Origin of the sequence: Gordonia sp. McavH-238-E, assembly GCF_022348225.1 — a bacterium.
GTDB classification, from domain to species: Bacteria; Actinomycetota; Actinomycetes; order Mycobacteriales; family Mycobacteriaceae; genus Gordonia; species Gordonia terrae.
The window spans coordinates 312,130-338,211 of record NZ_JAKRFE010000008.1 but is presented as its reverse complement, the minus strand read 5'-3'; the positions used below and the strand labels follow the sequence as shown (position 1 = coordinate 338,211).

Genomic DNA, 26,082 nt, shown 5'->3' with positions numbered 1-26,082 from the left:
TCTCTCAGAAGTCCCGCACGGCTCGACGCCCGTCCCACCCGTTCGCGGCCGCGGCGACCTTCGCGTACAGCGCGACGATCGACGCCGCCGGCTCGTAGATCTCCACGAGATGGCCGAACTCGGCGCGAGTGTCGTGGAATGCGAACGAGTTTCCGCTGGGCGTCGTCGCGGTCAGCAGTGCGGGGTGCCCGAGGTCGGTGAGCCGCGCCTGCTCATCGTCGAATGAGGGCACCAGTGTTGCCACGTGATGGACCCGCCCTCGTCCGGAGGTGGTTGCCGCGAACTCTGCCGGTGCCGCCGAGTGGACTTCGACGAGCTCGACCTGAACGGCGCCCCACTGGCCGTAGGCCGACGAATGATCGAACTCGCCTCCCTCGCCTGCGGGCCCGTAGGCGACCTCGATGATGTTGCGACGCAGGAAGAACGGGCCGGCGCCGGTCCGTGCCGAGAAGCGCTGTGCAGCGGTGGCGACGTCGTCGACCACGTAGGCGATCTGTGCGATCGCGCCGAGGGTGGGGGACATGAGGACTCCTCGTCGAGGTGGACAGCAGAACGGCGAACGCTAGTATGATCCATGTAACACTAGTCAAAATAAAGTAACTAGGAGGTGCCGCGATGAGCGTGAACCCGGTCGTCTCGCTCGCGTCGTTGTCGGCGCTCGCGGTCCCGCCGCCGAGGTTCGTCGAGTACGCCGCGGCCGGCGGATTCGACGCGGTCGGTGTGCGGGTGTCCGACCGGTCGGGCGGCCGCGGACACCAGCTCGCCGAGGGGTCGCGCCTCCTCGCCGACACTCTGCTCGCACTCGACGATCACGGTCTCGAGGTGCTCGATGTCGAGGTGGTCAAACTGCATCCGGGATCGTCCCGAAGTGACTGGGGGCCGGTCTTGTTCGCGGGCGCGGCCCTGAGAGCGCGCTTCGTGATCGCCACCGTGCTCGACGACGATCGCAACCGGGCCGCGGACAATCTCGCCGCGCTGTCCGATGCGGCTGCCGATCACGGTCTGCGCTGTTGTCTCGAACCCATGGTCTTCACCGCGGTACGCGATCTCCGTGCCGGCCGGAAGATGATCGAGCACACCTCGGCGAGGTCGTCGGCCGGGCTCCTCCTCGATGCGCTGCACTGGTCGCGTGCGGGTGGCGATGTGACCGAACTCGAAGCCGGCGTCCGCAACGAGCGGATTCCCTACTGGCAGTTGTGCGATGCCCGCGTCACCGGGCCGGCGCGTAACGACAACGCCGCCATCGCCGAAGCGCGTGGGAACCGACTGGCACCCGGTGCGGGCGCGTTGCCGCTGCTGCGACTCGCAAGCATCCTCGGACGCGACACGCCGGTCAGCGTGGAGGTCCCGTCCGCACGCGGCGACGCGGATCCCCGCCGGTGGGCGATGGAGCTCGGTTCGGCGACGCGCCGCCTGCTCTCCCGGGTGCCGACGGGCACACCTCTGACGACAACAGCACCATCCGCAGTCGCCGACCCCGACGATACGAAAGTACCCTCATGACAACGCATGTGAAGAAACCCTTCCGCTTCGCCGCGCAGGTGTATAGATCGGGCACCGGTGCCCAATGGCGTGAGACCGCCAAGAGGGCCGAGGCGCTCGGATACTCGGCCCTCCACGTCTCGGACCACTACATCGGTCCGGGTCCCGCGCTCGATCCGACTGCGCATCGTCCGGTCACCCTCGCTCCGATCGCGAGCATGGCCATCGCGGCGGAGGTGACCGACGACCTGGTGATCGGGTGCCGGATGTTCTGCACCAGCTACCACGAACCGGTGGTTCTCGCGAAAGAGGCTGCGACCCTGGCGATGTTCGCGCCGGGGCGGATCGAGGTGGGTCTCGGTGCGGGATGGTTGGGCGCCGAGTACGAGGCGATGGGTGTGCCGTTCCCGTCTGCCGGTGAGCGGATCGACCGGCTCGCCGCGACCGTCGAACTGTGTCGGCAGCAGTTCGCCGGCGAGACCATCGACGTCGACCGGGGCGGTGTGCGGGCCACCGGATTCGAGCCGCTGCCGGTGCCGGAGACGGTGCCGCCCATCATGATCGGTGGTGGTGCTCGGCGGGTCCTGACCCTGGCGGGGGCGACCGCCGATATCGTCAGCATCAACTTCAACAACCGTTCCGGAAAGCTCGGTTCGGACAGTGTGGCGACGTCCACGGTCGACGAGACCCACAAGAAGCTCGAATGGGTCCGGGCCGGGGCGGGCGACCGGATGCCACAGATCGAGCTGGAGACCGGCGCCTACTTCGTGGCCATCGAGGGCGCCACGGACGTCACCGAGGAATCGTTGATCGAGCGCACCGGCTTCACCTCCACCGAACTGCGGTCGTTCCCGCACGCCCTCGTCGGATCGGTCGACGACATCTGCGAGCAGTTGGAACAACGCCGGGAGGAATTCGGTTTCTCCTATTTCACGATCGGTGATCGCGCGTTCGAGGAGTTCGCCCCGGTCGTCGAACGCATGACAGGAAAGTGAGACATCGAATGACGGTCACGGCAGGGTCTGCCCGCTACGTCCACGTGCCCGAGCCCGGAGTGCTCGAGACGACCCCGGAGACCGATGCGGAGCCCGGCGCAGGCGAGGTCATCGTCGACATCGGATTCTGCGGCATCTGCGCCACCGACACCCACGGCTACCAGTCGGCGGGCCTGCCGCCTGCGGTGTTCGGACACGAGTGGATGGGCACGGTGTCGGCGGTGGGTTCCGGTGTCACGCACCTGCGGCCCGGGCAACGGGTGATCGCCGGGGTCGGCCCCGCATGCGGCATCTGTGCCCAGTGCCGTGCCGGGCATGCCGACAACTGCGATCTCGCGTTCGCAGAGGCCAACGGCATCTCGCCGGGCGCGGCGGCACACGGTGGGTTCGCGGATCGCCTGCGGGTCTCCGCGCGACGTGCGATACCGGTACCCGACGCCCTGTCGGATGTCGAGGCCGCTCTGATGGAGCCGGCCACGGTCACCTATCACGCAGTGCGGCGGGCCCGGGTGCCGCTGGGTGCGACCGTGGTGATCCAGGGCGCGGGACCCATCGGTCTGCTCACCGCCCAGCACGCACGAGCTGCCGGCGCGGGCCGGATCCTCGTGTCCGAACCGTCTCCCGCACGGCGAGAGGCCGCGACCGCGCTCGGGTTCACCGACGTCCTGGCCCCGGAGAGCCTCGGCGACCGACTGACCGAGCTGACCGACGGTCTCGGAGCCGACATCGTCTTCGAATGCTCGGGCGTGGCGTCGCTGCTGCAGCCGAGTGCGGAACTCGTCCGACGCGGCGGGACGCTGGCGTTGCTCGGCTATCCGGGGACCGACTCCTCGGTGAGTTACGGGGATTGGCAGAGCCGCGAACTCACCGTGATCGGATCGCTCGCCTACACGCACTCGGACTTCATCGGTGCCATGACCCTGGTGGCGGAGGGGCGGATCGATCTGGCGTCGCTGCACACCGGCACCATCGGCCTCGGCGACCTCGAATCGATGTTCGCCGAACTCGATTCGGGCCGCAGCTCGCACACGAAGGTACTCGTCGATCCACGTCGTTGAGTCGGAGCGGTCAGACGGGCACGTCCACGCGGGGCGGGACCGTCTGACCGCTTCCGCAGGTGGCCCCGCCGTCCACCGGGATCGTCGTACCGGTGACGAACGAGGCCAGTGGAGAGGCGAGGAAGGCGATGACCTCGGCGACCTCATCGGCGGTTCCCCATCGTTGCAGCGGCACCATGCGTCGTAGTGACTCATAGCGCTCGGGGGTGTTCACCGCGATCCGCCGCGTCATGCCGGTCTCGATGGGGCCGGGGCACACGGTGTTGACGCGGATGCGGTCGCCGGCGAGGTCGATGGCCAGGGACCTCGCGAGGTTCACCACGCCGGCCTTGGCCGCCGCATAGGGCCACCGGTTCGGTTCACCGCCGAGGGCTGTCGCCGACGCCGTCACCACGACCGAACCTCCCCCGCTCCGACGAAAGGCCGGAATCGACTCGCGCACACCGAGAACCACCGACCGCAGGTTCACGTCGAGGGATCGGTCGAAGACGTCGAGGTCGAGGGTTTCGATCGACCCGGAGGCCGGCACCCCGGCGTTGAGGATGAGCGCGTCGAGACGGCCGAACCTCTGCTCGGCGGTCTCGACGGCATGCCGGTTGTCGTCGGCAGACGTGACGTCCCCGACGACAGGGACGATCTGCGGATGGTCGTCGAACCTGGCGAGGGCCTCCGCGGAGGTGTCCACCGCCACGACGGAACCGCCGCGTTCGACGAGCAGTTCGGTCACCGCCCGTCCGATACCCGACCCGGCGCCGGTGACGACCGCGACGGAGTCGCTCACTCGGAGCCCATCTCGATGATCGCGCGGCCGACGATCTCGCCGCGGGCCAGCGCCTGGTAGGCCTCGTCCACCTGGTCGAGGCGGTAACGACGGGTGATCACCCGCTCGGGTTCGACGATCCCGGCGGCCACCATGCGCAGCAGGGCGGGCATGTCCCGGCGAGCCTTGGCGCCGTACGAACCGCGGATCTGCAGGCTGCGCCGGACGAGCCGGGCCAGGTCGATCTCGCCCGGCGAACCGGCGGGTGCGATACCGACGACGACGGCGCGACCGCCGTCGTCGAGGATGTCGAGTGCGGTCGCGAAGGTGCTCGGGTGTCCCAGTGCCTCGAACGCGACGTCGACACCGTGGCCGTCGGTCAGCGCGCGGACCTCCTCGACGACGTCGGTGTCGCGTGAGTTGACCGTGTGGGTGGCACCGAGCGCCGCCACGGCCTTGAGCTTGTCGTCGTTGACGTCGATCGCGATGATCTGCGCGACGCCCGCGGCGGCGGCGAACTGCACGATCGAGGAACCCACACCGCCGGCCGCCACGACGGCGATCCGGTCGGCCAGATGGAGTTCGGCGTTGTTGACCGCACCGAGTGCGGTGAACGAACTGCACCCGAGGATCGACACCTCACCGAGTCCGACGCCGTCGGGGACGACGAAGGCGTCCGAGGCGGGGACCACGCAGTACTCGGCCAACCCACCCATCGAGTACATCGCCAGCGGGCTGCCGTCGTCGCGCTGGAGGCGGGTCTCGCCGTCGTAGAGCGTTCCGTTGAGACGGTTGTGCGCGAAGAACTTCTCGCAGAGGTCGTCCATTCCGCGCGCACAGTGCCGACACTCGCCGCACGGCATGATGAAGCTGCAGACGACGCGATCGCCGACGGCCAGCGTGTCGACGCCGTCGCCGAGTGCTTCGACGACACCGGACACCTCGTGCCCGAGAACCGCCGGGGCCGGGAACCTCACCTCGGACTTCAGCACGTGCAGGTCGGTATGGCAGACCCCGCATGCGGTGACCTTGAGCAGGATCTCACCGCGGCGCGGCGTCGGACGCGGGATCTCCTCGACGGTCAGTGTCGGCGAATCGCCTTCGAAGACGGCGGCTTTCATGATGCGTTCTCCTTCTGCTCCCGGGCGGCCGGGCCGGTCGCGTCGTTCGCGAGCCGGATCAGCGGCGCGAGTCGTTCGGGCATCGCGGCCCAGTCGTCCGACGACCGGATGTCGTCGGAGAAATTGCATTCGATGATGAAGTGGTCGGCACCCACCGCAACCGCGGTCTCGAGGTCGGCGGCGACGCCGTCGAGTCCCTGGCCTCCCGAACCCACCGGGTCGGTGGGGCGCTGGAGGTAGGAACGCAGGTACAACCGCACCGGCGCCCGGTCGGCCGGGCGCTGTGCGGCCATGGCGTCGAGCTGCTCGCGCAGTGCATCGGCCGTTCCGCTGCTGGGGTTCCAGATGTCGAAAAGCGCTGCGGTGCGGGCGAGACCACGTTCCGAGCGTAACCCGGACAGCAGCGGCGGGTGGGGAGTCTGGACCGGTTTCGGGCGCACCGTCGACCTCGGGATCTCGAAGAAGTCACCGGCGAACTCCACCGGGTCGGGACCCCAACACGCCTGGACGGCGCGCACCAGCTCGTCCATCCGACGCCCCCGGGTCCGGGGATCGACGTCCATGAGGCGATGTTCCTCGTCGGACCAGCCGACGCCGAGCCCCGCGACGAGGCGTCCGCCGGAGAGCAGGTCGAGGGTGGCCAACCGCTGGGCGAGTTCGACGGGCCGGTGATACCCGGCGACCAGGATGCTGCTGCCGATCAGGGTTCGATCCGTGCAGGCGGCGGCGAAGGCCATCAGTTCGGTGGCCCCGAGCACCGACCGGTAGGCCGGGTGCACCGAGGTGGTGTGGCGTCCGCCGTACACGGAGCTGTTCTGCTCGGAGTAGAAGAGGTGTTCCTGCGCCCACAGGCCGGTGAAGCCGAGTTCCTCGGCGGCCACCGCGAAGTCGCGCACCGCCGCGACATCGACGTGTTCACCGAGCTGGGGCAGTGCGAGGCCGACGGTCGCCATCAGAGGATGGTGACCTGGCCGGTGGTGCCGTCGACCTCGATCATCGCGCCGTCCGTGATGCGGGCGGTGGCGTCCTGCACCGATACGGCACAGGGGATTCCGAGTTCGCGGCACACGATGGAGGAGTGTGTGATGGTGGCGCCGACGTTGACGACGACCCCGCCCGCGAACACGAACAGCGGTGTCCACGCCGGGTCTGTCTGCGGCGCGACCAGGATGTCGCCCTCCTCCAGCTGTTCGGCCTCATAGGGGTCGTGCAGGATGCGGGCGCGTCCTCGAGCCACCCCGGGAGCGCCGCCGACGCCGGTGAGGACGTCGCCGGGAACCGCAGGCTCCACCCGCTGCCCGGTGCGGCGGGGCCACTGCGACAGCGGGAGCGGTTCGAACAGGAAGAACGGCGGTTGCAGATCGAACAGCGCGAGGTACTGATCGCGACGCTCTGTGATGGTGGCGGCGAAGGACTCCGGGTCGGCGACGAACTGCTCCAGTTCGTCGTCGACGATCATCGTGATGTCGTGGTGGTCGTCCATCACGCCGCGCTCGACCATCCGGGAGCCGAGTTCGTAGAGCGCGCCGCGCATCTCGCCCATGATCTTGACGCAGGCGGTCTTGGTCCGCTCGCGCCAGGGCATGAACTTGGTGATGGACTTCGCCGCGTTCAGGAATGCCGTCTTCGTCTCCGCATCGGGCATCTTCTCGGCGAGCTCGGCGGTGAGAGCGACGCGCTTCTCCTGATTGCGGCGGAGGATGAGTTCGGGGTCGGCCTCGGCCGGGCTGTTGCGCATTCCGTTGATCGCCATCAGGGCGAGAACGGGTTTCGTCTCCCAGCTGTCGGAACGGATGTCCCATTCGTTGGGTGCGCGGGACCCGTACCGGTGGAGGAAGTCGTCGAACTGGTCCCGGAACTCCTTGGCGTCGGCGGACTCGCTGGACGCGATGGTCTCCAGCACCGACGACAGCCCGGCGTCGAAGATCTCGGTCAGTTCGGCCGAGCCCGCAACGAGGCGTCCGAGCTTCCACATCGCGTACGACGGTGCAGCCGAGTCGACACCGCCCAGGCCGCTGAGCAGGTCACCCAGCTTGTCGGCCTCACCGATGCTCGCGAGCAGTTCGCCGGCGACGGCCGGGCCCATCGTCGACAGTGTCGTGGTGACGGGGTGGTAGGCGTAGCAGTAGATGAGGTCGGGCAGCAGCGACCTCGCGTGTTCGACGAGTTCGGCGTCGGACAGGGAAGCGAAGTCGGGGCGCTGCTCACGTGCGGCGTCGGCCCGGCGCTTCGCCTCCTCCGCCTCCGGGAAGGTGTCGGTGGTGAGCGCCCAGGCGGTCTTCTCCGCGAGGCCCGCGGTCAGTTCGGCGTTCTCGTCGCCGGGCTTGGGCTGGTACTCGGGGATGTCGGGGTGATCGCCGACCCACAGGCTGTTCCACACGGGCACGGTCAGCCCCGGGAGGCGGGCACCGTTCAGCTCGGTCATCGAGAAGTTCGTGTAGTGATAGCCGCCGAAGTTGCCGATGATCTCCGGCATGACCTCGTCGATCTCCTCCGGCAGGTGCGTGCCGAGGTGCTTGGTGTAACCCTCGCGCCACCCGATGTTGAGGCCCTTGTTCCAGACCATCGTGACGTTCAGGGGACTCGACGGGTCCGGAAGGACCTCGCCCGCATTGGCCCGGGTGTAGACGGGGTAGCGGCTGCTGAACTCCCAGTCGGTGATCCAGCGGTCGATGTCGACCGGTCCCGCAGGCTGATCACTCATGGTTCCTCCTCGATCGAGGTGACGAGATGTGTATGTCAAGTCACACTATAGAAAGCTGACGCTGATGGAAACATGTACAGAGATATTTCGCAGCTGTTTGGACGCATGAGTCGCGCGTACACGCTCAATCAGTAACTTGACGGTGTATCTAGTATGGTGCGTGCAGACCCCGGAGATCTGGGTCACAGACTTTCCCGGCGCCGCCCGTCCTTCCACGTGGTTCTCCCCGGCGCATCCGGTGACAGAAAGGAAAACCCATGTTCGAGAAGGTGCTGGTGGCGAATCGGGGCGAGATCGCGGTGCGGGCGTTCCGCGCGGCGGTCGAACTCGGTGCGACGACCGTCGCTGTCTACCCCCACGAGGATCGCAACTCGGTGCACCGGGCGAAGGCGTTCGAATCCTACGAGATCGGTGAGCGCGGACATCCCGTACGCGCCTACCTCTCGGTCGACGAGGTGGTCCGCACCGCGGTCGCAGCCGGCGCCGACGCCGTCTACCCGGGGTACGGCTTCCTGTCGGAGAATCCCGCTCTGGCGCGCGCGTGTGCGGCTCAGGGGATCACGTTCGTCGGGCCGTCCGCCGACGTACTGGAGCTGGCGGGCGACAAGTCGCGGGCCGTGGCCGCCGCCGCGGCGGCGGGCCTGCCGGTGCTGGCCTCCTCGGCGCCGTCGAGGGATGTGGACCAGTTGGTGGCGGCGGGCGAGGAGATCGGGTTCCCCCTGTTCGTCAAGGCGGTGGCCGGCGGGGGTGGTCGGGGCATGCGCCGGGTCGACCGGCCCGAGGGTCTCCGCGCGGCGATCGAGGCCGCATCGCGGGAGGCGACGACGGCTTTCGGTGACGGAACGGTGTTCCTGGAGCGTGCGGTGGTCGACGCCCGGCACATCGAGGTGCAGATCCTGGCCGACGCCGCGGGCGACGTCATCCACCTGTACGAGCGGGACTGCTCGCTGCAGCGGCGTCATCAGAAGGTCGTCGAGGTGGCGCCGGCGCCCCGGCTCGACCCGGAAGTCCGGGACCGGATCTGCTCCGACGCGGTCGCTTTCGCCCGTCACATCGGCTACACCTGTGCCGGCACGGTGGAATTCCTGCTCGGTGCCGACGGCCGCCACGTCTTCATCGAGATGAACCCGCGAATCCAGGTGGAGCACACGATCACCGAGGAGATCACCGACGTCGACCTCGTTGCGGCCCAGATGCAGATCGCATCGGGCGCGACTCTCGCGGACCTCGGGCTCGCCCAGGAGACGATCGAGATCCGCGGAGCCGCCGTGCAGTGCCGGATCACCACCGAGGATGTCACCGACGGATTCCGGCCCGACACCGGCCGGATCACCGCCTACCGCACCCCGGGGGGCTCCGGGGTGCGACTCGACGGCAGCGTCGGACTCGGCTCCGAGATCGGTTCACACTTCGACTCGATGCTGGTGAAACTGACCTGCCGCGGGCGGGATCTCGCCACCGCCAGGGCGCGCGCCCAACGGGCGATCGCCGAGTTCCGGGTGCGCGGGGTCGCCACCAACATCCCGTTCCTGCAGGCGGTCCTGGCCGACGAGGACTTCGGCGAATGGCGGGTGACCACGTCGTTCATCGAGTCCCGGCCGGACCTCCTCGACCAGCATGCGTCGGCCGACCGCGGCACCCGAATCCTCCGCTACCTCGCCGACATCACGGTGAACCGGCCCAACGGCGAGCGTCCCTCGACGGTGTATCCCTCCGACAAGCTGCCGGTCGTCGACCTGTCGGTCACCCCGCCGGAAGGATCCCGCGACCGCCTGCGCAGACTGGGGCCCGAGGCCTTCGCCGCGGAACTGCGCGCGTCGAACGCTCTGGCGTTGACCGACACCACCTTTCGGGACGCCCACCAGTCGCTGCTGGCCACCCGTGTCCGCACCCGGGACCTGCTGACGGTCGCACCGTACGTCGCGCGGATGACCCCGCAGCTGTGGTCGGTCGAGGCGTGGGGCGGCGCCACCTTCGACGTCGCACTGCGGTTCCTGAAGGAGGACCCCTGGGAGCGTCTGGCCGCCCTCCGGGAAGAGATGCCCAACATCTGTCTGCAGATGCTGCTGCGCGGCAAGAACACGGTGGGCTACACGCCCTATCCCCAGCAGGTCAGCGATGCGTTCGTCCGAGAGGCGGCAGCCACCGGCGTCGACGTCTTCCGGATCTTCGACGCCCTGAACAACGTCGACGCGATGCGCCCGGCGATCGACGCGGTGCGCGAGACGGGGACCGGCGTCGCGGAGGTCGCGATGTCCTACACGGGCGATCTCGGTGATCCGGGCGAGACCCTGTACACGCTGGACTACTACCTCGCCCTGGCCGAGCGGATCGTCGAGGCGGGTGCCCATGTGCTGGCCGTCAAGGACATGGCCGGCCTGCTACGCCCCGCCGCCGCAGCAACGTTGGTGCGCGCGTTGCGGTCTCGATTCGACCTACCGGTACATCTGCACACGCACGACACCGCAGGCGGCCAGCTCGCGACGTACCTCGCGGCGTGGGAGGCCGGCGTCGACGCCGTGGACGGGGCCAGCGCCCCCCTCGCCGGGACGACCAGTCAACCTCCGCTGTCGGCGATCGTCGCCGCGACCCGGCACACCGACCGCGACACGGGGATCGACCTCGGTGCGACGTGCGCGCTGGAACCGTACTGGGCCGCGGTCCGGGCCGCGTACGCGCCGTTCGACACCGGCCTGCCTGCGCCGACGGGTCGGGTCTATGCACACGAGATCCCCGGCGGCCAGCTCTCCAACCTGCGGCAACAGGCGCTGTCTCTGGGGCTGGCGGACCGGTTCGAGGACGTCGAGGCCGCCTATGCCGGTGCCGACGCCGCCCTGGGCCGGCTCATCAAGGTGACGCCCTCGTCGAAGGTTGTGGGCGACCTGGCGCTCGCGCTCGTCGGGGCCGGTGCGAGCGCCGCGGAGTTCGCCGCCGACCCCACGGCCTACGACATCCCGGACTCGGTCCTCGAGTTCCTGCGCGGAGACCTGGGCGAACCGGCGGGCGGTTGGCCGGAGCCGCTGCGCACGCGCGCGTTGGAGGGCCGGGCGGACCCGCGTCCGGCGCAGGAACTCACCGACGACGACCTCCGGGCTCTCGCCGGGACGTCGGCGCAACGTCGCAGCGCCCTCAACCGGTTGCTCTTCCCGGCGCCGGATCGCGAATACCTCGAGCATCGGCGGACTTTCGGTGACACCTCGCGCCTGTCGACGAACCAGTTCTTCTACGGACTCCGCCAGGACGAGGAGCACCGCGTCGAACTGGAGAAGGGCGTCGAGCTGCTCATCGGGCTCGAGGCTATCTCCGATGCGGACGAGTCGGGGATGCGCAACGTGCTGTGCATCCTCAACGGACAGCTTCGGCCGGTGCGGGTTCGGGATCGGTCCGTGGAGTCGACGACGCGGGCGGCGGAGAAGGCCGACCGCAGCGATCCGGGACACCTCGCCGCGCCCTTCGCGGGCGTGGTGACGCTCGCCGTGAAGGAAGGCGACGAGCTACGACGCGGCGAGCCGGTCGGGACCATCGAGGCCATGAAGATGGAGGCGACGATCACCGCACCGTGTTCCGGCGTGGTGCAACGGGTCACGGTGTCGGGCTCGGCCGAGGTCGAGGGTGGTGACCTGCTTCTGACGCTGGCCGCCTCTTGATACCCGCCCGCGCTGGACGCGATTCCGGGCCTGCACCGGCACCCCTGGTGCGGGCCCCGTGGTCAGAGGCCGAGGTCGGACAAGCTCGGGTGATCGGCGGGGCGCGGTGCATTGCGGTCCCAGAAGAACTTTCGCTCACCGGCGTCGATGCGCACGTCATTGATGCTCGCGTGACGGTGAGTCATCAGGCCATGTTCGTTGTACAGCCAGTTCTCGTTGCCGTAGGCGCGAAACCACTGGCCCGAATCGTCGTGGTACTCGTAGGCGAAGCGGACGGCGATGCGCTCGTCGCTGTGCGCCCACAGTTCTTTGATGAGTCGGTACTCGTGCTCGCGGTCCCACTTGTGGCTCAGGAACTCGATGATCTGATCCCGGCCGGTCACGAAGACCGACCGATTACGCCAGACGCTGTCGATGGAGTATCCCTGCGCCACGATCTGTGGATCCCGGTTGTTCCAGGCGTCCTCGGCGAGCCGGGCCTTCGTGGCGGCCGACTCGTCGGTGAATGGTGGGACCGGCGGCTTCGTGGTGGTTGTCGTGGAGGTCGAGATGGGTGAGGTCATGGTCGTTTCCTGTCGAAGTCTGTGTGTGTGGGGGGCGTCCTGCTCATGTAGACGAACCTGTCTACATGACAAGACCGTAGGCCATGTAGACAGACTTGTCCACCCGGGCGCTGGAGACTGTGGACAGATCTGTCTACGATGGTGGCGTGAGTATCGCCGAAACACTGGATCCGGACATCGATGTGCCGACCCTCCCGGCTCGGGAACGGATACTGGCCACCGCGTACCGGCTGTTCTATCGCGACGGCATCCGGGCGACCGGCATCGACAAGGTGATCGCCGAGGCGGGGGTCACCAAGGTGACCTTCTATCGACACTTTCCGAGTAAGGACGCACTGATCCTGGCGTTTCTGGATCTGCGACATCGACGCTGGATGGAGTGGTTCGTCGGCGCGCTCGATCGCCATGCTGCCGGCAATCGTCGCCGCCCCGCGGTGGTGTCGGCGATCGAGGAGTGGCTCACCGCGGACTCCTTCCGCGGTTGCGCTTTCATCAACAGTGTCAACGAGATCGGGGCCGATCTACCCGAGGTGTATGCCGTCACCGCTCACCACAAGGCAGACATGATCGCCGCCATCAAAGCGACTCTTCCGCCGGGTGCGAACCGCAACCGGACAGCACAAGCCCTCGGAGTGGCGGTCGACGGCGCAGTCGTGCAAGCGCAGTGGCACCGCGACGCCACCGCCGCGGTGAAAGGCCTGGCGACGATCGCCTCGACGCTGCTGCAGCAGGCGTGATCGGCTGAGGGGCGCGATGCGCCTCAGGATCTCGAGGTAGGGCTGACGGTTGGCACCGGTGGCCCGGTCACCGCACCAGGTTGTCCGCCGCCCAGTTCATGTGATCGGCAACCGTCTGTCGGGCCGCCGCCGTGTCTCCGCTGTCGATCGCGTCGACCACCGCCATGTGGCGATCGGTGTCCATGTTGCCGAGCGCTCGATCAGTCCCGGCGTACATGATGGACATCCGGATCGAACCCTCGAGAGACGTCCACGAGTGCACGAGCGTCTCGTTGCCGGTGAGGCGGCACATCGTGCGGTGGAAGTCGAGGTCGGCCTCGATTCGCTCGTCGAGATTGTCGGCTCCCGCACTGGCCATGCGCGACAGGGTTTCTCGCAGTTCTTCTGCGACGAGACCCCGATCGGACCGGGCGGCGAGCTGGACGGCTGCGAGTTCCTCGAGAGCGGCGCGGACCGCGAAGATGTCGCGGATCTCTTTCTGATCGAGGCTGCGCACGGAGAGCCGGCCGCGCGGGCCCGACACCACCAGGCCCTCCTGTTGTAGCTGACGCATCGCCTCGCGCAGCGTCCCGCGACTGATACCCAGGCGCTCGGACAACTCGGTCTCGACGAGGGAGCTGCGGGGCCGGAGCTCCCCCCTGGTGATGGCGGTGCGCAGAGCTGCGACGGCCTGCTCCCGCAGATTGGTCCGCTGCAGACCCAGCAGGGCGCCCTTCTGGTCTGCCATCACCGTCCTCCTGTCGACAACAAGGGTGTTGACTGCTGTTTGTTGACATGAGTGTACGTGCATGGCGTGCCCAGAAGGGCGATGGCGGTCGTCGGTCAGAGTTCGGCGAGAACGCGTGCCTCGATGCTGGCGGTGGACAGGCCGTACCGGTGGTGCAGGGTCGGCAGCGCGCCGGCGTCGAGGAACTCGTCGGGCAACGCGATGGCCCCGACCTGGACGCCCAGTCCGCGCTCGACGATCGCCGAGGCGACGGTCTCGAACAACCCACCCACGCGCGTGTGGTTCTCCAGCGTGTAGGCGCGGCGACCCTTCGCCAGTTCCCCGAGCACGGTCTCGGAGTCGAACGGTTTGATGGTCGGCGTGTGGACGACGCTCACGTCCACGTTGTGCCGTTCGAGCTGTTCGGCGGCTTGCAATGCACGCATGGTCATCAACCCCGAGGAGATGAACACGACGTCGTTGCCGGGACGAAGCACCTTGGCCTTGCCGAGTTCGAAGGTGTAATCGTACTCGTCGAGAACGGTGGCCACCTTGCCGCGCAGCAGGCGGAGATACGACGGCCCGGGCGCCGCCGCCAGTTGCGGGACGGCCTGTTCCAGGTCGACCGAGTCACACGGGTCGACGATCGTCAGGTTCGGCATGCCGCGAAAGATCGCCATGTCCTCGGTGGCCTGATGACTCGGACCGTAACCCGTTGTGAGGCCGGGTAATCCGCCGACGATGTTGACGTTCAGGTTCGGCTCGGCGATGTCCAAGCACAGGAAGTCGTAGGCGCGGCGTGCGGCGAAGACCGAGTAGGTCGACGCGAACGGGATGAGTCCTGTCTCGGCCATACCGGCCGCGGCGCCGAACAGGAGTTGCTCGGCCATGCCCATCTGGAAGAAGCGGTCCGGCATCGCCTGGGCGAGGATGTGCATGTCGGTGTACTTGGCGAGGTCGGCACTGAGGCCGACGATCCGCGGGTCGGCCTCCGCGGCGCGGACGAGCGCATGGCCGAACGGCGCCGTGACGGTGCGCTGGCCGGGGTCGACGAACGAGGCGATCATCGCCGAGGTCTTGAGTTTCGGTGCGGTGGTGGTCATGTCAGGCCTTCGTGATGTTCGATGAGAAGCGTTCGGTCAGTTGGTCTCGGCAGATCTGCCACTCGTGCTCCTCGATCCGCATGAAGTGCGCCTTCTCGCGATCCTCGAGGATTGTCGCGCCATAACCGACCTTGGTGTCGCAGATGACGATCGACGGTGTCCCGCGCGGGGTGGCCCGGGATGCCACGTCGTCGAACGCGTCGAGGAGTGCGACCGGATCGTTGCCGTTGACCCGGCGTACGTACCAGCCGGCAGCTTCCCATTTCTGTTCGACCGGTTCGATGTTCAGAATCCCGGCCGTCGGGCCGTCGGCCTGCAGCGCGTTCATGTCGACCATCGCGATGAGGTTGCCCAGCTGATGGTGATGGGCGCCCATCGCGGCCTCCCACGTCGACCCTTCGTCGAGTTCGCCGTCGGACAGGAAGTTGAAGATGCGGGATTCCGAGTTCTGGTGGCGCAAGCCGAGGGCCATGCCGACCGCCACGGTCAATCCGTGGCCCAGCGAGCCCCCGGAGATCTCCATTCCCGGTGTGTACGAGGCCATCCCGGACATGGGAAGACGGGAGTCGTCGGCGGCGTAGGTGAGGAGTTCGTCGGTCTCGATGATCCCCGCCGCGGCGAGTGCGGCATAGAGGCCGATGGCGTAATGCCCGGTGGACAGCAAGAAGCGGTCGCGTTCGGCCCAGTGGGGGTCGGTCGGGCGGTGTCGGAGCTGGCTCGCATAGACGGTCGCGAGGATGTCGGCGGCGCCGAGCGCCTGGCCGACATATCCCTGCCCCTGGACCTCACCCATGTCGATGACATGGTGGCGCATCCGGTAGGCGAAGTCGGTGACCTCGGCGAGGCGGTCGGTGGGGTCGATCTCGATGTCGACGGCGGTGTGGGAGGTGACAGTCACAGCAGTTCCTTGGTGGGATGGGAGACAGAAGGGCGTTCGTCGACATGGTCGTGTTCAGCTGCATTGCGGTGCGCGTCGGCGACCAGGCGGCGCTGTTCGGGGCCCCACGTCTCGCGGGTCATCAGCGCGGCGACGAGCCCGATCGCAGCGTAGGAGGCGAACAACAGGGCGGGTCCGACCCACCCGAGCCAGATGAAGAGCAGGGTCGTGATGAAGGGCGTGAAGCCGGAGACCATGGCCGAGATCTGGTAGGCGAGGGAGGCTCCCGAGGCGCGGCGCGCGGCGTCGAACAGTTCGGGGAACCACGCGCCCTGCGCACCGGCAAGAGCGTTCTGGCAGACCGCATAGGACAGGACGATCGTCGCCGCGATGAACAAGATCAAGCCTGTGTTGACCAGCAGGAACATCGGGATCGCGAAGAGTACGGCGAACGCGCAGACGCCGATGTAGACGGGACGCCGACCGACCTTGTCGGTCAGTGTCGCCCACCCGACGGTGGCCCCCACACCGATCGCAGAGGCGATACACAGAGACGTCAGGGTCTCGCTCTTGGTGGCGAGTTCCTCGCTGTGCAGGTACGAGATCATGTAGGTGATCGACACCGCGTAACCGGCGGTTTCGGCGACGCGAAGTCCGATGCCGCGCAGGATGTCTCGCCAATCGCGCTTGATGGACTCGATGACCGGGGACTTCTCGACCCGGCCGGAGTCCTTGACCTCCTCGAACACCGGGGATTCGGGGACCTTGGCCCGGATGATCAGCCCGACCGCGACCAGCACGATGCTGGCCAGGAACGGCACCCGCCAGGCCCAGTCGCCACCGAGGTGGACGCTGCCGAGGAACACCAGATTGGCCAGCAGCAATCCGACGGGGAAGCCGGCCTGCACGATGCCGGTGTACTTGCCCTTCGAGCGCCATGGCGCGTGTTCGTAACTCATCAGAATCGCGCCACCCCATTCGGCGCCGAAGGCGAGGCCCTGCACGATCCGCACGATGACCAGGAGGATCGGGGCGATCACGCCGACCTGGGCGTAGGTCGGGAGCAGGCCGATCACGAAGGTCGCCAGGCCCATCACGATCAGCGAGGCGACGAGGACGGGTTTACGCCCGACGCGGTCACCGAGGTGCCCGCCGATGATGCCGCCGATGGGGCGGGCGGCGAACCCGACGCCGAGCGTGGCAAATGCCGCGAGCGTGCCGGCCACCGAACTCTGTCCGGGGAAGAACGCAGTGCCGAAGTACAGCGCTGCAGCCGTACCGAAGCCGATGAAGTCGTAGGTCTCGATCACGGCGCCGACCGAGGAGCCGACGGCGACGCGTTTTGCGTCCGGCGTGCCCTCGATCGGGCCGCGCATCTGGAGTGCCGCTGTCGTCATCGCGCACCCCTCCTTCGAGTAGATGGGTCAAGTTTCTCAGTGAGCGTTGGGCCGCAACAACCACGAGTGTGACCCGACACACTTTCATTGTCAACAGTCAACGGTTGGCGGTTGACTGTTTGCAGGTTGACGCTTAGTGTGGTCCGCATCACGATCAAGGAGGCAGGAAATGCGCCACCCACGACTTGGTTGTTCGACGATCACGTTTCGTCGACAAGAGCTGAGCCGAGCCCTCGGCACCATCGCCGAACTGGGGTTTCGTGAAGTCGATCTCGGTTCTCTACCGACGGTGTGCGAGCACGTCCCGCTCGCGCTCGATGAGCAGGTGCGATCTCGAGTCGCCCGGACAGTTCGGGACAGCGGACTCGGCGTGCGCTCGATCAACGCCGACATCGGCGACCTGAATCGCCCGGCTTCGACGAGCGAACTGGACGCCTCCCGCGCACATCTCCATGAACTGTTGACGCTCGCCGCCGCGGTGGGAGCGACTGCCCTGGTCCTGCCGAACGGAGCGTTGTCGCAAGAACCGGTCGAGACGCTCACCGCCGATCTCGACCGGGTGGCCGGCCGGCTCGCCGAGGCCGCCGAGACCGCCGAGGACTACGGGGTCGAGTTGTGGACCGAGTCCCTGCACATACATCGGTTGTGCTGCACGGCCGAACGCGCGCTGGCCCTTGCGGCCCGGCTGGACGGGAGCCGGGTCCGTCACGTCGTGGACTTCAGCCACGTCGTCGCCTCCGGAGCGGGGCTGACCGAGACGATCGACGCGTACGGTGACCGCACCGCCCACGTCCATCTCCGCGACGCGACCCGAGGACTCGTCTCCGATCTGCCCGACCCCTTGATGCCAGGCAACATCAATCTCAGCATCGGGCGGGGCGAGGTCGACTTCGCGCAGGGCTTGCTCGCGTTGCAACGCAATGCCTTCGACGGTCACTTCACCCTCGAACTGGAGACGCACGACGTGCCCGAGGGCGCGCGCGCATCGGCAGCCGCCGCGGCGGCCGACACCATCGAATCGCTTCTGAACCTGCACCCCGCCGGCACCTGAACATCGCTACAGCAAGGAGATTCACCATGACCATCAAGCGCACCGCCGTCATCACCGGCGCCGCATCCGAATCCGGACTGGGTCGCGCGACTGCCGCGCGCTATGCCGAGGAAGGCTGGGCCATCGTCGTTCTCGATCTCGACGGCGAGAGCTCGGCCAAGGTCGCCGCCGAGATCGGCAACGCCTACGACGTTCCCGCGTTCGGCACCGCCATCGACGTCGCCGACGAGTCCTCGGTCGGACGAGCCCATGAGGCCATCGCGGCCGAGGTCGCTTCGGGAGCGCTGCCCCCGATCGGCGCGCTCGCCAACATCGCGGGCATCACCTCACCCGTCCCGTTCCTCGAGACCACGGTCGACCTGTGGAACAAGGTGATGGCCGTCAACGCCACCGGCACCTACCTCGTCACGAAGGCATTCCTGCCGGACATGATCGAGAACGGATGGGGGCGGATCGTCAACATGTCGTCGGTGTCGGCCGAGCGTGGCGGCGGCGTCTTCGGCAAGGTTCCCTACTCGTCGGCCAAGGCCGCGGTCCTCGGCTTCACCAAGAGCCTCGCGCGCGAGCTCGGCGACTGCGGAGTGACCGTCAACGCGGTCGCGCCGGGCGCAGCAGACACCGCGATCCGGGTCGGCAGCACCTCCGAGCAGGAGGCGGCGATCGCCGCGAGCATTCCGCTGGGCCGCGTTGCCACCACTCGCGAGGTCGCCTCGGTCATCACCTTCCTCAGCTCCGAGGACGCTGCTTACCTCACCGGCACCACGATCGACATCAACGGCGGAAGCCACATGCACTGACGCTCGGTAGCACAGGTCGTCGTGATCAGCCCTTGGCCAGGCCGGCGACCTGTGCTTCGACGGCCGCCTTGGAATCCGGATGTTCGGAGAGCCGGACGGTGAACGACTGTTCGAGCTCGTAGCCGCGCCGGATGTCGAGGTCCTCACATCCGTTCAGCGACTGCTTGGCCAGCACGATGGCGTGCCGGCTCTTCGCCGCGATCGAACGGGCGCGCGCGGTGGCGATCTCCATCAGTTCCTCGTGCGCGACGACCTCGATCGGGGCACCCCACCGTGCCAGCGTCGTCGCATCGGCGGGCTCGGCCGTGAGGAACATCCGGCGCATCGCCTGCTGGGGCAGCATCCGTGCGGTGAAGCGACCACCGCCGAGGACGCCGACATTCATCTCGGGAAGTCCGAACGTGGCCCGCTCGGAGGCGACGACGAGATCCGACAGGGCGACAAAGCCGAAACCGCTTCCCAGGGCGGGGCCGTTGACCGCCGCGACGACGGGCAGATGGCAGTCGCGGATGCTGAACAGCGCGCGCCGGGCACGTCGCATGGCGATGTCACCGCTGATCGTGGACATCGTGCGGAACTCGTTGATGTCGTTGCCCGCGCAGAAGATCCGGCCGCGCCCGGTCAGGACGATCGCGCGGACCTCCTGATCGTCGGACAGGGCGTCGAAGGTGGCGGCGATGTCGTCGTACATCTGGCCGTCCACGGCGTTCACCTTGCCGCGGGCCAGCTCGACACACGCGACGCCGGGCTCGCGCATCGTGACCGAGAGATGCTCTGATGCAGTGGTTGTCGCCATCTCGTGTGCCTACCTCTCCTGAGCCGCGCCGATTGATCGCTCGCTCGCGGCGGCGGTGCGCACGGGCGGCGGGCGCGAACAGATCGTGATCGGCTCCACGGTATCGAAGCGCCTTAAATATGTACAGAGTTTATGCGAAGGAGTCACGGAGTTCGGGCAACCGGCTTGTTCGCGAACCGCCGGACGCCGAGGTCGGTAAGGTATCGACACCGACCGACCTGCGCACCCACGGGAGACCCATGACCGTCGCCGACGAGCCCGACACCCGTCAGCCTCGTGGACAGAAGATGTCCGCGAAGGTGGCCAACATGGTGGCCGACGAGATTCTCGGTGGCGGCATCGTCGAGGGCCAACGGCTGCCCACCGAGAAGGAGATGGTCACCGAGTACGGGGTGGCCCGGACGACGGTGCGCGAGGCGTTGCGGCTGCTCGAGAGTCGCGACCTGGTGACGATCAAGGCCGGGATCGGTGGTGGCCCCATCGCCAAGCGGCCCGAACTCGATTCCCTCGGCAACATCATGAAGCTCTTCCTGCAGATCAACGGCGCGAACATCAGCGATGTCATCGACGTACGGCTGATGCTCGAACCGATGGTCGCGCGCGCGGCGGCGGAGAATGTCACTGACGATCAACTCGATGCGATGCAGGCCGCGCTGGACCGGATGCGCGAGCACCCCGAGGACCACGACAACTTCCAGGAGAACAACGCGGCCTTCCAGCGCGGTGTCTACGAGGCTGCGGGCAATCCCGCCCTGCGGGTCGTGATGGAGACACTGTGGCTGCTCGTCCGCGACGCCGAACCCGTCGAACACCCCATCGCGACCCGGCTCGCGGCCTTCGAACTCCAGCAGGACATCCTCGACGCCATGCGCGCTCGCGACGTCGAGGCGACGGCGGCCGCCATGGATGTGTTCAACCAGGAGTCCGCGCGATACTACCGCCGCCGGCTCCGCGACATCATCTCCCGCCCGGTTCGGTGGCAGATCTGAGTTTCGGTCACACCACCCGCCGGAGGGTCCCCGGCACCACCTCGTCGTCGGCGGCCAGCGCGAGCACCTCGCCGAATCCGGCGACGAGGCAGTCCGCGAACAACTCGAGGTCGGTGACCGCGGCCCCGTCGGAATTGATTCCGAGACAAGCCGTCCCGTTGTGGGTGATCATCGTCGCCATCATCGCGCAGCCGGGGAGCGGGCCGAAGGGGAACATCCGCTCCACCTTGGCGCCGGCCACGTAGGTGTCCCACGGGATACCCGGTACGTTGCTGGCCTGTAGGTCGTTCTGGCTGGTCGTGCCGCTGAACTGCATGAGAACCGAACCGGGGAGCCACGCCATGACCGACCCGAGGGTGTTGAAGATGTCGACTGCCGGTTCGTGCCGGGCGACGCGTACCTGTTCACGGATGGTGAGCACACGCTCGAACGGGTCGGCGATCCCCACCGGCCCGGCGAGTCGTCCCACCGCGATGCGGTTTCCGCCCGCCGGGTCCTCCGGACGACGCACCGAGATCGGGATGGCCACCGGCATCGTCTCGATCGGGGTGCCCATCTTCTCGTGATACAGGCGGAAGCCACCGACGAGCCCGGCCAGATACACGTCGTTGATCGACGCGCGGGTCGCCGTGGCGGCCGCCTTGAGGTCGGTGAACGGGACCTCGAATGCGCTGAAACGCCACGACAGACTCCGGTGTGCGAGGAGCGGTGAACCCGGGGGGCTGACCAGACCGGCCACGCGGGGGACCGAACGCCCATATCGCAGCACAGAACTCAATGCCTGCCGGGGATGCTGCAGGGCGCGGACTCCGCGGAAGGTCGTGTCCAGGCGATGGGGGATCCGACGGATCTCCTCGCCCAGCTGCCGTCGGAGCAGGTCGACGGCGGTGATGTTCACCGGGTCGGGACTCGGCGGCTGGGGTTTGCCCGGATTGTGTTCGCGGGTGGGTGAATGCAGCTGTGCGAGTCCGATGATGGCCCCCATGCCGTCGGTGAGTGCATGGTGGGCTTTGAGGAAATACGCGGCCCTGCCGTCGGGAAGCCCTTCGATCAGCGTGCCCTCCCACGGCGGGCGTGCCGCGTCCAGTGCGGTCATCGCGAGCTGTTCACAGGTGACAAGCAGCTCGCGCATGCTTCCGTTGCCGCCCAATCGGATTCGGCGCAGATGGTAATGCAGGTCGAAATCCGGGTCGACGGCCCAGCTGGGCGTACCGGTACCGAACGGCGAGTCGACGACGCGCTGCCGGAATCGTGGCGCCATCCGGCTTCCCCATTCGTGCGCGGCCACGAGCCGGTCCCAGTCGGGCGCGCAGTCGTACACCTCGAGCATGCAGATGGTCCCGCGCATGCGCCGGTCGGTGTCGCCGCGCCACATGATGGTGTCCACCGAGCTCATGTGTGGCTCGTTCGCCCAGTCCAGCGGGCGGTCGACGCCGTCGGTCAGGTCGGTCTCGTCGCTCACAGCTGCCTCTCCTCGGGGACCTCGGTCGGTGGCCGGGCGTCGTCGGCGAAGAAATCCAGGGGCCAATCCGCCAGGGCGCTGACATACATCTGCCGCACCTCTTCGGCGCGGTCGCCGATCTCGGCAGGCGACCAGTCGCTGGTGTGCACCGGCGGCAGAACCATCACCTCGACGGTGCCCGGGCGGATGAGTTGCGCACCGCGCCACATCAACTCACCGGTGTTGCGGAGGACCACCGGGACGATCGGCACACCCGCCTGCATGGCGATGTGGAAGGGACCCTTCTTGAACCGGCCCACGCGGGGAGTGGGGGACCGGGTGCCCTCGGGTGCCACCACCAGGGACATCCCCTCGTCTCGCAGCGCTCTCACCGCCGGTGCCAGTTGTTCGATCGCGCGGCCGGGGTCGGCGCGATCGATGAACACCAGCCCGGCCTGCTGCAGGATCGGCCCGACGACCGGCACCCGTTGCACTTCCTTCTTGGCCACGCCGGTCGCCTCGGACCGGACCAGGTTGATCATCACCGGCAGGTCGAGTTTCGACTGGTGGTTGAAGAGGAACACACAGGGACGCGCCGACGTGAGGTACTCACCCCCTTCGAGGACCTGTACGTGGATCCCGGCCAGGGACAGTCCGACGTCGGTGCCGGTCGGCAGCGCCTCGACCAGGGCGGAGGGGTCGCGCCGGACGAGCCCGGTCGTGACGCCCACCGCGGCGGATGCGAGGAACGAGCTGTAGAAGGCACCGGTCCTGGCCAGCATCCCGAGCCGGTTGTACGTGGGGTTCTTCAGGTCGATGATCGGCCACCCGCGGGTCTCGGCCTCCGCCCGCAGGATTCGACGTGGTGAGACGGCCGCCGGGTTGCCCACCGATTCGAGGTAGGGGATGTCCTCGTTGCCGTCGCTGTAGGCGAACGAGGCGCTGAGGTCGATGCCGTGCTCGCGAGCGAGAGTCCGCACCGCTGCGGCCTTTCCGGGCCCCCAGAGCGGGCGTCCCCGGATGTTGCCGGTGACCACCCCGTCGACGACCTCGACGTCGGTGGCCAGCGCGAAGTCGGCCTCGATCTCCCGTGCGATGGGCTCGATCTGGAATCGGGTGGCCGAGGATGCGATGACGATCGTGTGGCCCATCTCCCGGTGCGCGCGCAGGATCTGCCACATCTGCGGCCGCAACTTGGCCGCCGTCTCGTACTTGAAGAGGTGTTCGCCGAACTCGATCATCTCGGCGTACGTCTTGCCGGCGAAGGTGGGCCGCGTGGCATCGAGCACCTCCGCGTAGTCCTGCTCGGACACGACGCCGCGCAGACCGATGACGAGGAAGTCGGCGAGCTCGCCCAGCCCGAATTCCATGCTCCGCAACCGTGCCCGCATGATGGCGGCCGCGGAGAATCCCTCGATCAAGGTGCCGTCGTAGTCGAAGAGGGCGGCGACCTTCTTGCCGGTGGGCGCGGACCGGATGGCCCGCATGCGGTCGGTGAAGGCACTCACGGCGTGGCCTCCGCCCACACAGCGGGTTGGATGTCCTCGATCGAGGCGATCCGGGCCAGTCGCTCGCGCATCGCCTCGACCTCGTCGAGCCAGTCGTGCCGGGCGGCCGCGAGATCGGTGATGTTCTCGCCGTGGATCAGATTGCGGTTGTCGGCGAGCTGGTAGCACCCGTCGTAGATGTCCTTGGAGACCGAATCCTTGCTGCGCACAACGCCTTGCAGCGACAGTTGACGGCCCAGGCCCAGGCAGTCGGTGATCAGCTCGTCCTTGTCGCGCGACGCCGTGCCGAGCTCCACGAGCTTGGTTGCGAACACCAGTTGGGCGTCGAAGAACGGCTGCAGTGTGCGTCGGGCCAGCAGGCCGCCGGTATGCCCGTGCAAGACCTCGTAGGTCCACTCCTGGGTCGGGGTGACGGCACGCCAACCCGGGGCGAGCAGGTCCAGTTCGAGGCCGAGGCGGTGCAGGAACTCGACTTTCGGCGGAAAGAAGAACTCGAACTTGAGCAGGTCCCGAATCCGCAGGGCCTCGCGTTGCGACGCGGCGAGCAGGCCCTCGTCGGCGACCGGACCGTCGGCCGCCTCGTCGTACCCGATCGGGGCCTCGCCGGGCGGGACATCATCGGCCCGGACCTCCCCGTCGGCCACGGCGAGCATGGCGACCTCGACGATCGCCCGGTCGACGAAATGGTGCAGCGCACCGTTGCGGTAGTAGGCGGCGACCGCATGGTTGTCAGGCACGATGGACCACACCGGCTCGGACCCGCCCTCGTAACAACTCACGACGCCGTTCCCGGCGAGGACCCGAAGCGTCTGGGTCAGCCCGACCCCGCGACACAGTGCCGGATCCGGCCCGGGCAACTCGCGCCGGCGGATGTAGTCGAGCAGAGGCGCCAGGATGTTCTCGATCTCCGCGAGGGTGTAGGCCCGGTCCTGGGCGCCGAGGAGCGCGAAGCCGGCCAGCGAGGTGGCCGAGATCGGGGTGGCCGAGTTGATCTCGTCCATCACCCGGAACGCGACCTTCTCCAGTCGGGAGCGCCCTTCGCCGGCGTCGTCGAGAGCGGTCCGCAGCGAGATGGGCGTGCCGAATCGGACCCGCGCCTCGCCCAGATAGGCGCGCTGCGCCTTCGCGTAGCGCAGCAGCCACCCCACTCCCTCGGGTTTCTTTGTGCCACCGGCATCCTCGGCCGCCATCGCACCGATCTCCTGGAGCTGGTCGTACACGATCGACGTCGGCACGATCGTCACGTCGGCCTCGTCGAGTTGGCCCACGGCATCGACGACATAGGTGAGCAGGCCGAGTTTCGGCTTCCGCAGCTTGCCGGTCCGGCTGCGGCCTCCTTCGATGTACCACTCCAGATTGAAGCGCTTCTCGACGATGTAGGCGAGGTAGGAGCGCATGGCGAACTTGTAGACCGGGTCCGCGCCGAACTTCCGCCGGATGAAGATCATGCCGGCGCGGCGCGCGACCGGCCCCACCGGCCAGAACGACAGATTGTTTCCACCCAGGACGAGATTCGGTGGGAAATCGTTGGTGCGCAACACCTTGGCGAGGACGAGCGGATCGACGTAGGACCGGTGCGACGGCAGGAAGATCAGGCCGGTCGACTTGTTGAGGGTGCGCAGGGTGTTGAGGTTCTCCACGTCGACGGTGACGTTCCAGGCCCGCTCGTGCAACCGGTTGAAGGTCGCCGAGAACACGTCGTCCATGAGGCGGCTCTGCGTGGCGACGAAGGTGGAGAGTTTGTCGGTGGCCTCGGCGACCACCGCGTCGGTGGGCCGGCCCAGTTCGGCGGCGAGTTTCGCCGCGGACGTCTGGAATCGCGACGAGCTGCTGATCTGCTCGGCGACGAGCCGGGGGACCTTGTAGCGGTCACCGACGATCTGACGTTCGGCCCGCTCGGCCGAGACCGACGCCTGGAACAGGACGAACTGGGCGAACGGTTCACCCTGAGCCTGATGATGGGCGTATCGGGTACGGAGTTCCTCGATCGTCGCGGGCGCGCCGGCGACGACGCGGAGACTGTCCGGCCGTCTCCTGCGGATGAGCGGTTGAACCGCGCCGAGCGGGCGTCGAGGATTCGACAGCACCAGCACGTCGCCGAGCGTGACCCGCCGCTCGCCCTGCCGGACCGCGGGCAGCCAGACCGCTCGGACCGGTACGAGCAGGGTCTCCGGCGCCATCGTGTCGAAATCGATGTCCGCCGACCGGGAGATCGTCGCATCCGGGTAGTTCGCCGCGGTCCACTCGCGTACCGCCCGCATCTCGCTTGATGTTCGGGCCTTGGTCAGCACCACCACGGGATCGGTCACCTGCATCACCCTCACGTCTCCTCGGGCCGTACCACGCCTCA

At 67.8% G+C, this 26,082-nt stretch carries 22 protein-coding genes; 8 read left to right on the top strand and 14 right to left on the bottom strand.

Annotated features, from left to right (window positions below):
- Positions 1-4: 4 nt before the first annotated feature.
- Positions 5-523 carry a VOC family protein gene (locus tag MHN80_RS14830; RefSeq protein ID WP_239402466.1) on the bottom strand — a complete coding sequence of 173 codons (519 nt, stop codon included), beginning with the start codon at positions 521-523 and terminating at the stop codon, positions 5-7.
- 92 nt (positions 524-615) lie between these two features.
- Between MHN80_RS14830 and MHN80_RS14825 the strand changes: the two genes are divergently transcribed.
- From MHN80_RS14825 to MHN80_RS14815, 3 genes are read left to right on the top strand one after another with little or no spacing between them, the layout of a single operon-like run.
- Positions 616-1,503 (top strand): sugar phosphate isomerase/epimerase, encoded by an 888-nt coding sequence (locus tag MHN80_RS14825; RefSeq protein ID WP_239402465.1) that lies wholly within the window; start codon positions 616-618, stop codon positions 1,501-1,503.
- On the top strand, positions 1,500-2,477 hold the full coding sequence (locus MHN80_RS14820; protein WP_239402464.1) for a TIGR03621 family F420-dependent LLM class oxidoreductase: 978 nt from the start codon (positions 1,500-1,502) through the stop codon (positions 2,475-2,477). The genes MHN80_RS14825 and MHN80_RS14820 overlap by 4 nt, the downstream gene beginning before the upstream one ends.
- Positions 2,478-2,485: 8 nt before the next feature.
- On the top strand, positions 2,486-3,535 hold the full coding sequence (locus tag MHN80_RS14815; protein WP_239402463.1) for a zinc-binding dehydrogenase: 1,050 nt from the start codon (positions 2,486-2,488) through the stop codon (positions 3,533-3,535).
- A 10-nt stretch (positions 3,536-3,545) separates the two neighbouring features.
- Here the strand turns inward: MHN80_RS14815 and MHN80_RS14810 are convergent, their stop codons facing one another.
- From MHN80_RS14810 to MHN80_RS14795, 4 genes are read right to left on the bottom strand one after another with little or no spacing between them, the layout of a single operon-like run.
- The gene (locus MHN80_RS14810) at positions 3,546-4,316 is read right to left on the bottom strand and encodes an SDR family NAD(P)-dependent oxidoreductase (RefSeq protein WP_239402462.1); all 771 of its coding nucleotides are present in this window, start codon (positions 4,314-4,316) and stop codon (positions 3,546-3,548) included.
- Complete coding sequence (locus MHN80_RS14805) at positions 4,313-5,416, bottom strand: zinc-binding dehydrogenase (protein WP_239402461.1); 1,104 nt, start codon at positions 5,414-5,416, stop codon at positions 4,313-4,315. The genes MHN80_RS14810 and MHN80_RS14805 overlap by 4 nt, the downstream gene beginning before the upstream one ends.
- Positions 5,413-6,369: a TIGR03619 family F420-dependent LLM class oxidoreductase gene (locus tag MHN80_RS14800; RefSeq protein WP_239402460.1), complete on the bottom strand. Its 957-nt coding sequence runs from the start codon at positions 6,367-6,369 to the stop codon at positions 5,413-5,415. The genes MHN80_RS14805 and MHN80_RS14800 overlap by 4 nt, the downstream gene beginning before the upstream one ends.
- Positions 6,369-8,120, bottom strand: a complete 1,752-nt coding sequence (locus MHN80_RS14795) for a PEP-utilizing enzyme (protein ID WP_239402459.1) — start codon at positions 8,118-8,120, stop codon at positions 6,369-6,371. The genes MHN80_RS14800 and MHN80_RS14795 overlap by 1 nt, the downstream gene beginning before the upstream one ends.
- Before the next feature lie 257 nt (positions 8,121-8,377).
- Here MHN80_RS14795 and MHN80_RS14790 point away from each other — a divergent pair, with 257 nt between their 5' ends.
- Positions 8,378-11,767: a pyruvate carboxylase gene (locus MHN80_RS14790; RefSeq protein ID WP_239402458.1), complete on the top strand. Its 3,390-nt coding sequence runs from the start codon at positions 8,378-8,380 to the stop codon at positions 11,765-11,767.
- A gap of 62 nt (positions 11,768-11,829) precedes the next feature.
- Here MHN80_RS14790 and MHN80_RS14785 read toward each other — a convergent pair whose 3' ends face one another.
- A complete protein-coding gene (locus MHN80_RS14785; RefSeq protein ID WP_239402457.1) occupies positions 11,830-12,330 on the bottom strand; it encodes a nuclear transport factor 2 family protein in 501 nt (166 codons plus the stop codon).
- Positions 12,331-12,476: 146 nt separating this feature from the next.
- On the opposite strand from MHN80_RS14785, the gene MHN80_RS14780 reads away from it, so the two are divergent.
- Entirely contained in the window at positions 12,477-13,067 is a 591-nt protein-coding gene (locus tag MHN80_RS14780; protein ID WP_239402456.1) for a TetR/AcrR family transcriptional regulator, read from the top strand.
- A gap of 67 nt (positions 13,068-13,134) precedes the next feature.
- On the opposite strand, the gene MHN80_RS14775 is transcribed toward MHN80_RS14780, so the two are convergent.
- The 4 genes from MHN80_RS14775 to MHN80_RS14760 form a co-directional block, all read right to left on the bottom strand.
- Complete coding sequence (locus MHN80_RS14775; RefSeq protein ID WP_238420309.1) at positions 13,135-13,794, bottom strand: GntR family transcriptional regulator; 660 nt, start codon at positions 13,792-13,794, stop codon at positions 13,135-13,137.
- 95 nt (positions 13,795-13,889) lie between these two features.
- Positions 13,890-14,876, bottom strand: coding sequence for a transketolase family protein (locus tag MHN80_RS14770; RefSeq protein WP_239402455.1), 987 nt, complete (start codon positions 14,874-14,876; stop codon positions 13,890-13,892).
- 1 nt (position 14,877) lies between these two features.
- Positions 14,878-15,774: a transketolase gene (locus tag MHN80_RS14765; protein ID WP_064571421.1), complete on the bottom strand. Its 897-nt coding sequence runs from the start codon at positions 15,772-15,774 to the stop codon at positions 14,878-14,880.
- Positions 15,771-17,150, bottom strand: a complete 1,380-nt coding sequence (locus MHN80_RS14760; protein WP_239402454.1) for an MFS transporter — start codon at positions 17,148-17,150, stop codon at positions 15,771-15,773. Before MHN80_RS14760 ends, MHN80_RS14765 begins: the two co-directional genes overlap by 4 nt.
- A 169-nt stretch (positions 17,151-17,319) precedes the next feature.
- On the opposite strand from MHN80_RS14760, the gene MHN80_RS14755 reads away from it, so the two are divergent.
- The gene (locus tag MHN80_RS14755) at positions 17,320-18,201 is read left to right on the top strand and encodes a sugar phosphate isomerase/epimerase (protein WP_239402453.1); all 882 of its coding nucleotides are present in this window, start codon (positions 17,320-17,322) and stop codon (positions 18,199-18,201) included.
- A gap of 26 nt (positions 18,202-18,227) precedes the next feature.
- Positions 18,228-18,998: an SDR family NAD(P)-dependent oxidoreductase gene (locus MHN80_RS14750; protein WP_239402452.1), complete on the top strand. Its 771-nt coding sequence runs from the start codon at positions 18,228-18,230 to the stop codon at positions 18,996-18,998.
- A 25-nt stretch (positions 18,999-19,023) separates the two neighbouring features.
- Here MHN80_RS14750 and MHN80_RS14745 read toward each other — a convergent pair whose 3' ends face one another.
- Positions 19,024-19,794, bottom strand: a complete 771-nt coding sequence (locus MHN80_RS14745) for an enoyl-CoA hydratase-related protein (RefSeq protein WP_004020482.1) — start codon at positions 19,792-19,794, stop codon at positions 19,024-19,026.
- Between the two features lie 239 nt (positions 19,795-20,033).
- Between MHN80_RS14745 and MHN80_RS14740 the strand changes: the two genes are divergently transcribed.
- Positions 20,034-20,783, top strand: a complete 750-nt coding sequence (locus MHN80_RS14740; protein WP_033204266.1) for a FadR/GntR family transcriptional regulator — start codon at positions 20,034-20,036, stop codon at positions 20,781-20,783.
- A gap of 7 nt (positions 20,784-20,790) precedes the next feature.
- Here the strand turns inward: MHN80_RS14740 and MHN80_RS14735 are convergent, their stop codons facing one another.
- Genes MHN80_RS14735 through MHN80_RS14725 form a run of 3 tightly spaced genes read right to left on the bottom strand, consistent with a single transcriptional unit; the run spans position 20,791 to position 26,047 of the window.
- Positions 20,791-22,245, bottom strand: a complete 1,455-nt coding sequence (locus MHN80_RS14735; protein ID WP_239402451.1) for a wax ester/triacylglycerol synthase domain-containing protein — start codon at positions 22,243-22,245, stop codon at positions 20,791-20,793.
- A complete protein-coding gene (locus MHN80_RS14730) occupies positions 22,242-23,732 on the bottom strand; it encodes an HAD-IB family hydrolase (RefSeq protein WP_239402450.1) in 1,491 nt (496 codons plus the stop codon). Before MHN80_RS14730 ends, MHN80_RS14735 begins: the two co-directional genes overlap by 4 nt.
- On the bottom strand, positions 23,729-26,047 hold the full coding sequence (locus tag MHN80_RS14725; protein ID WP_064571417.1) for a glycerol-3-phosphate 1-O-acyltransferase: 2,319 nt from the start codon (positions 26,045-26,047) through the stop codon (positions 23,729-23,731). The genes MHN80_RS14730 and MHN80_RS14725 overlap by 4 nt, the downstream gene beginning before the upstream one ends.
- Positions 26,048-26,082 lie beyond the last annotated feature (35 nt).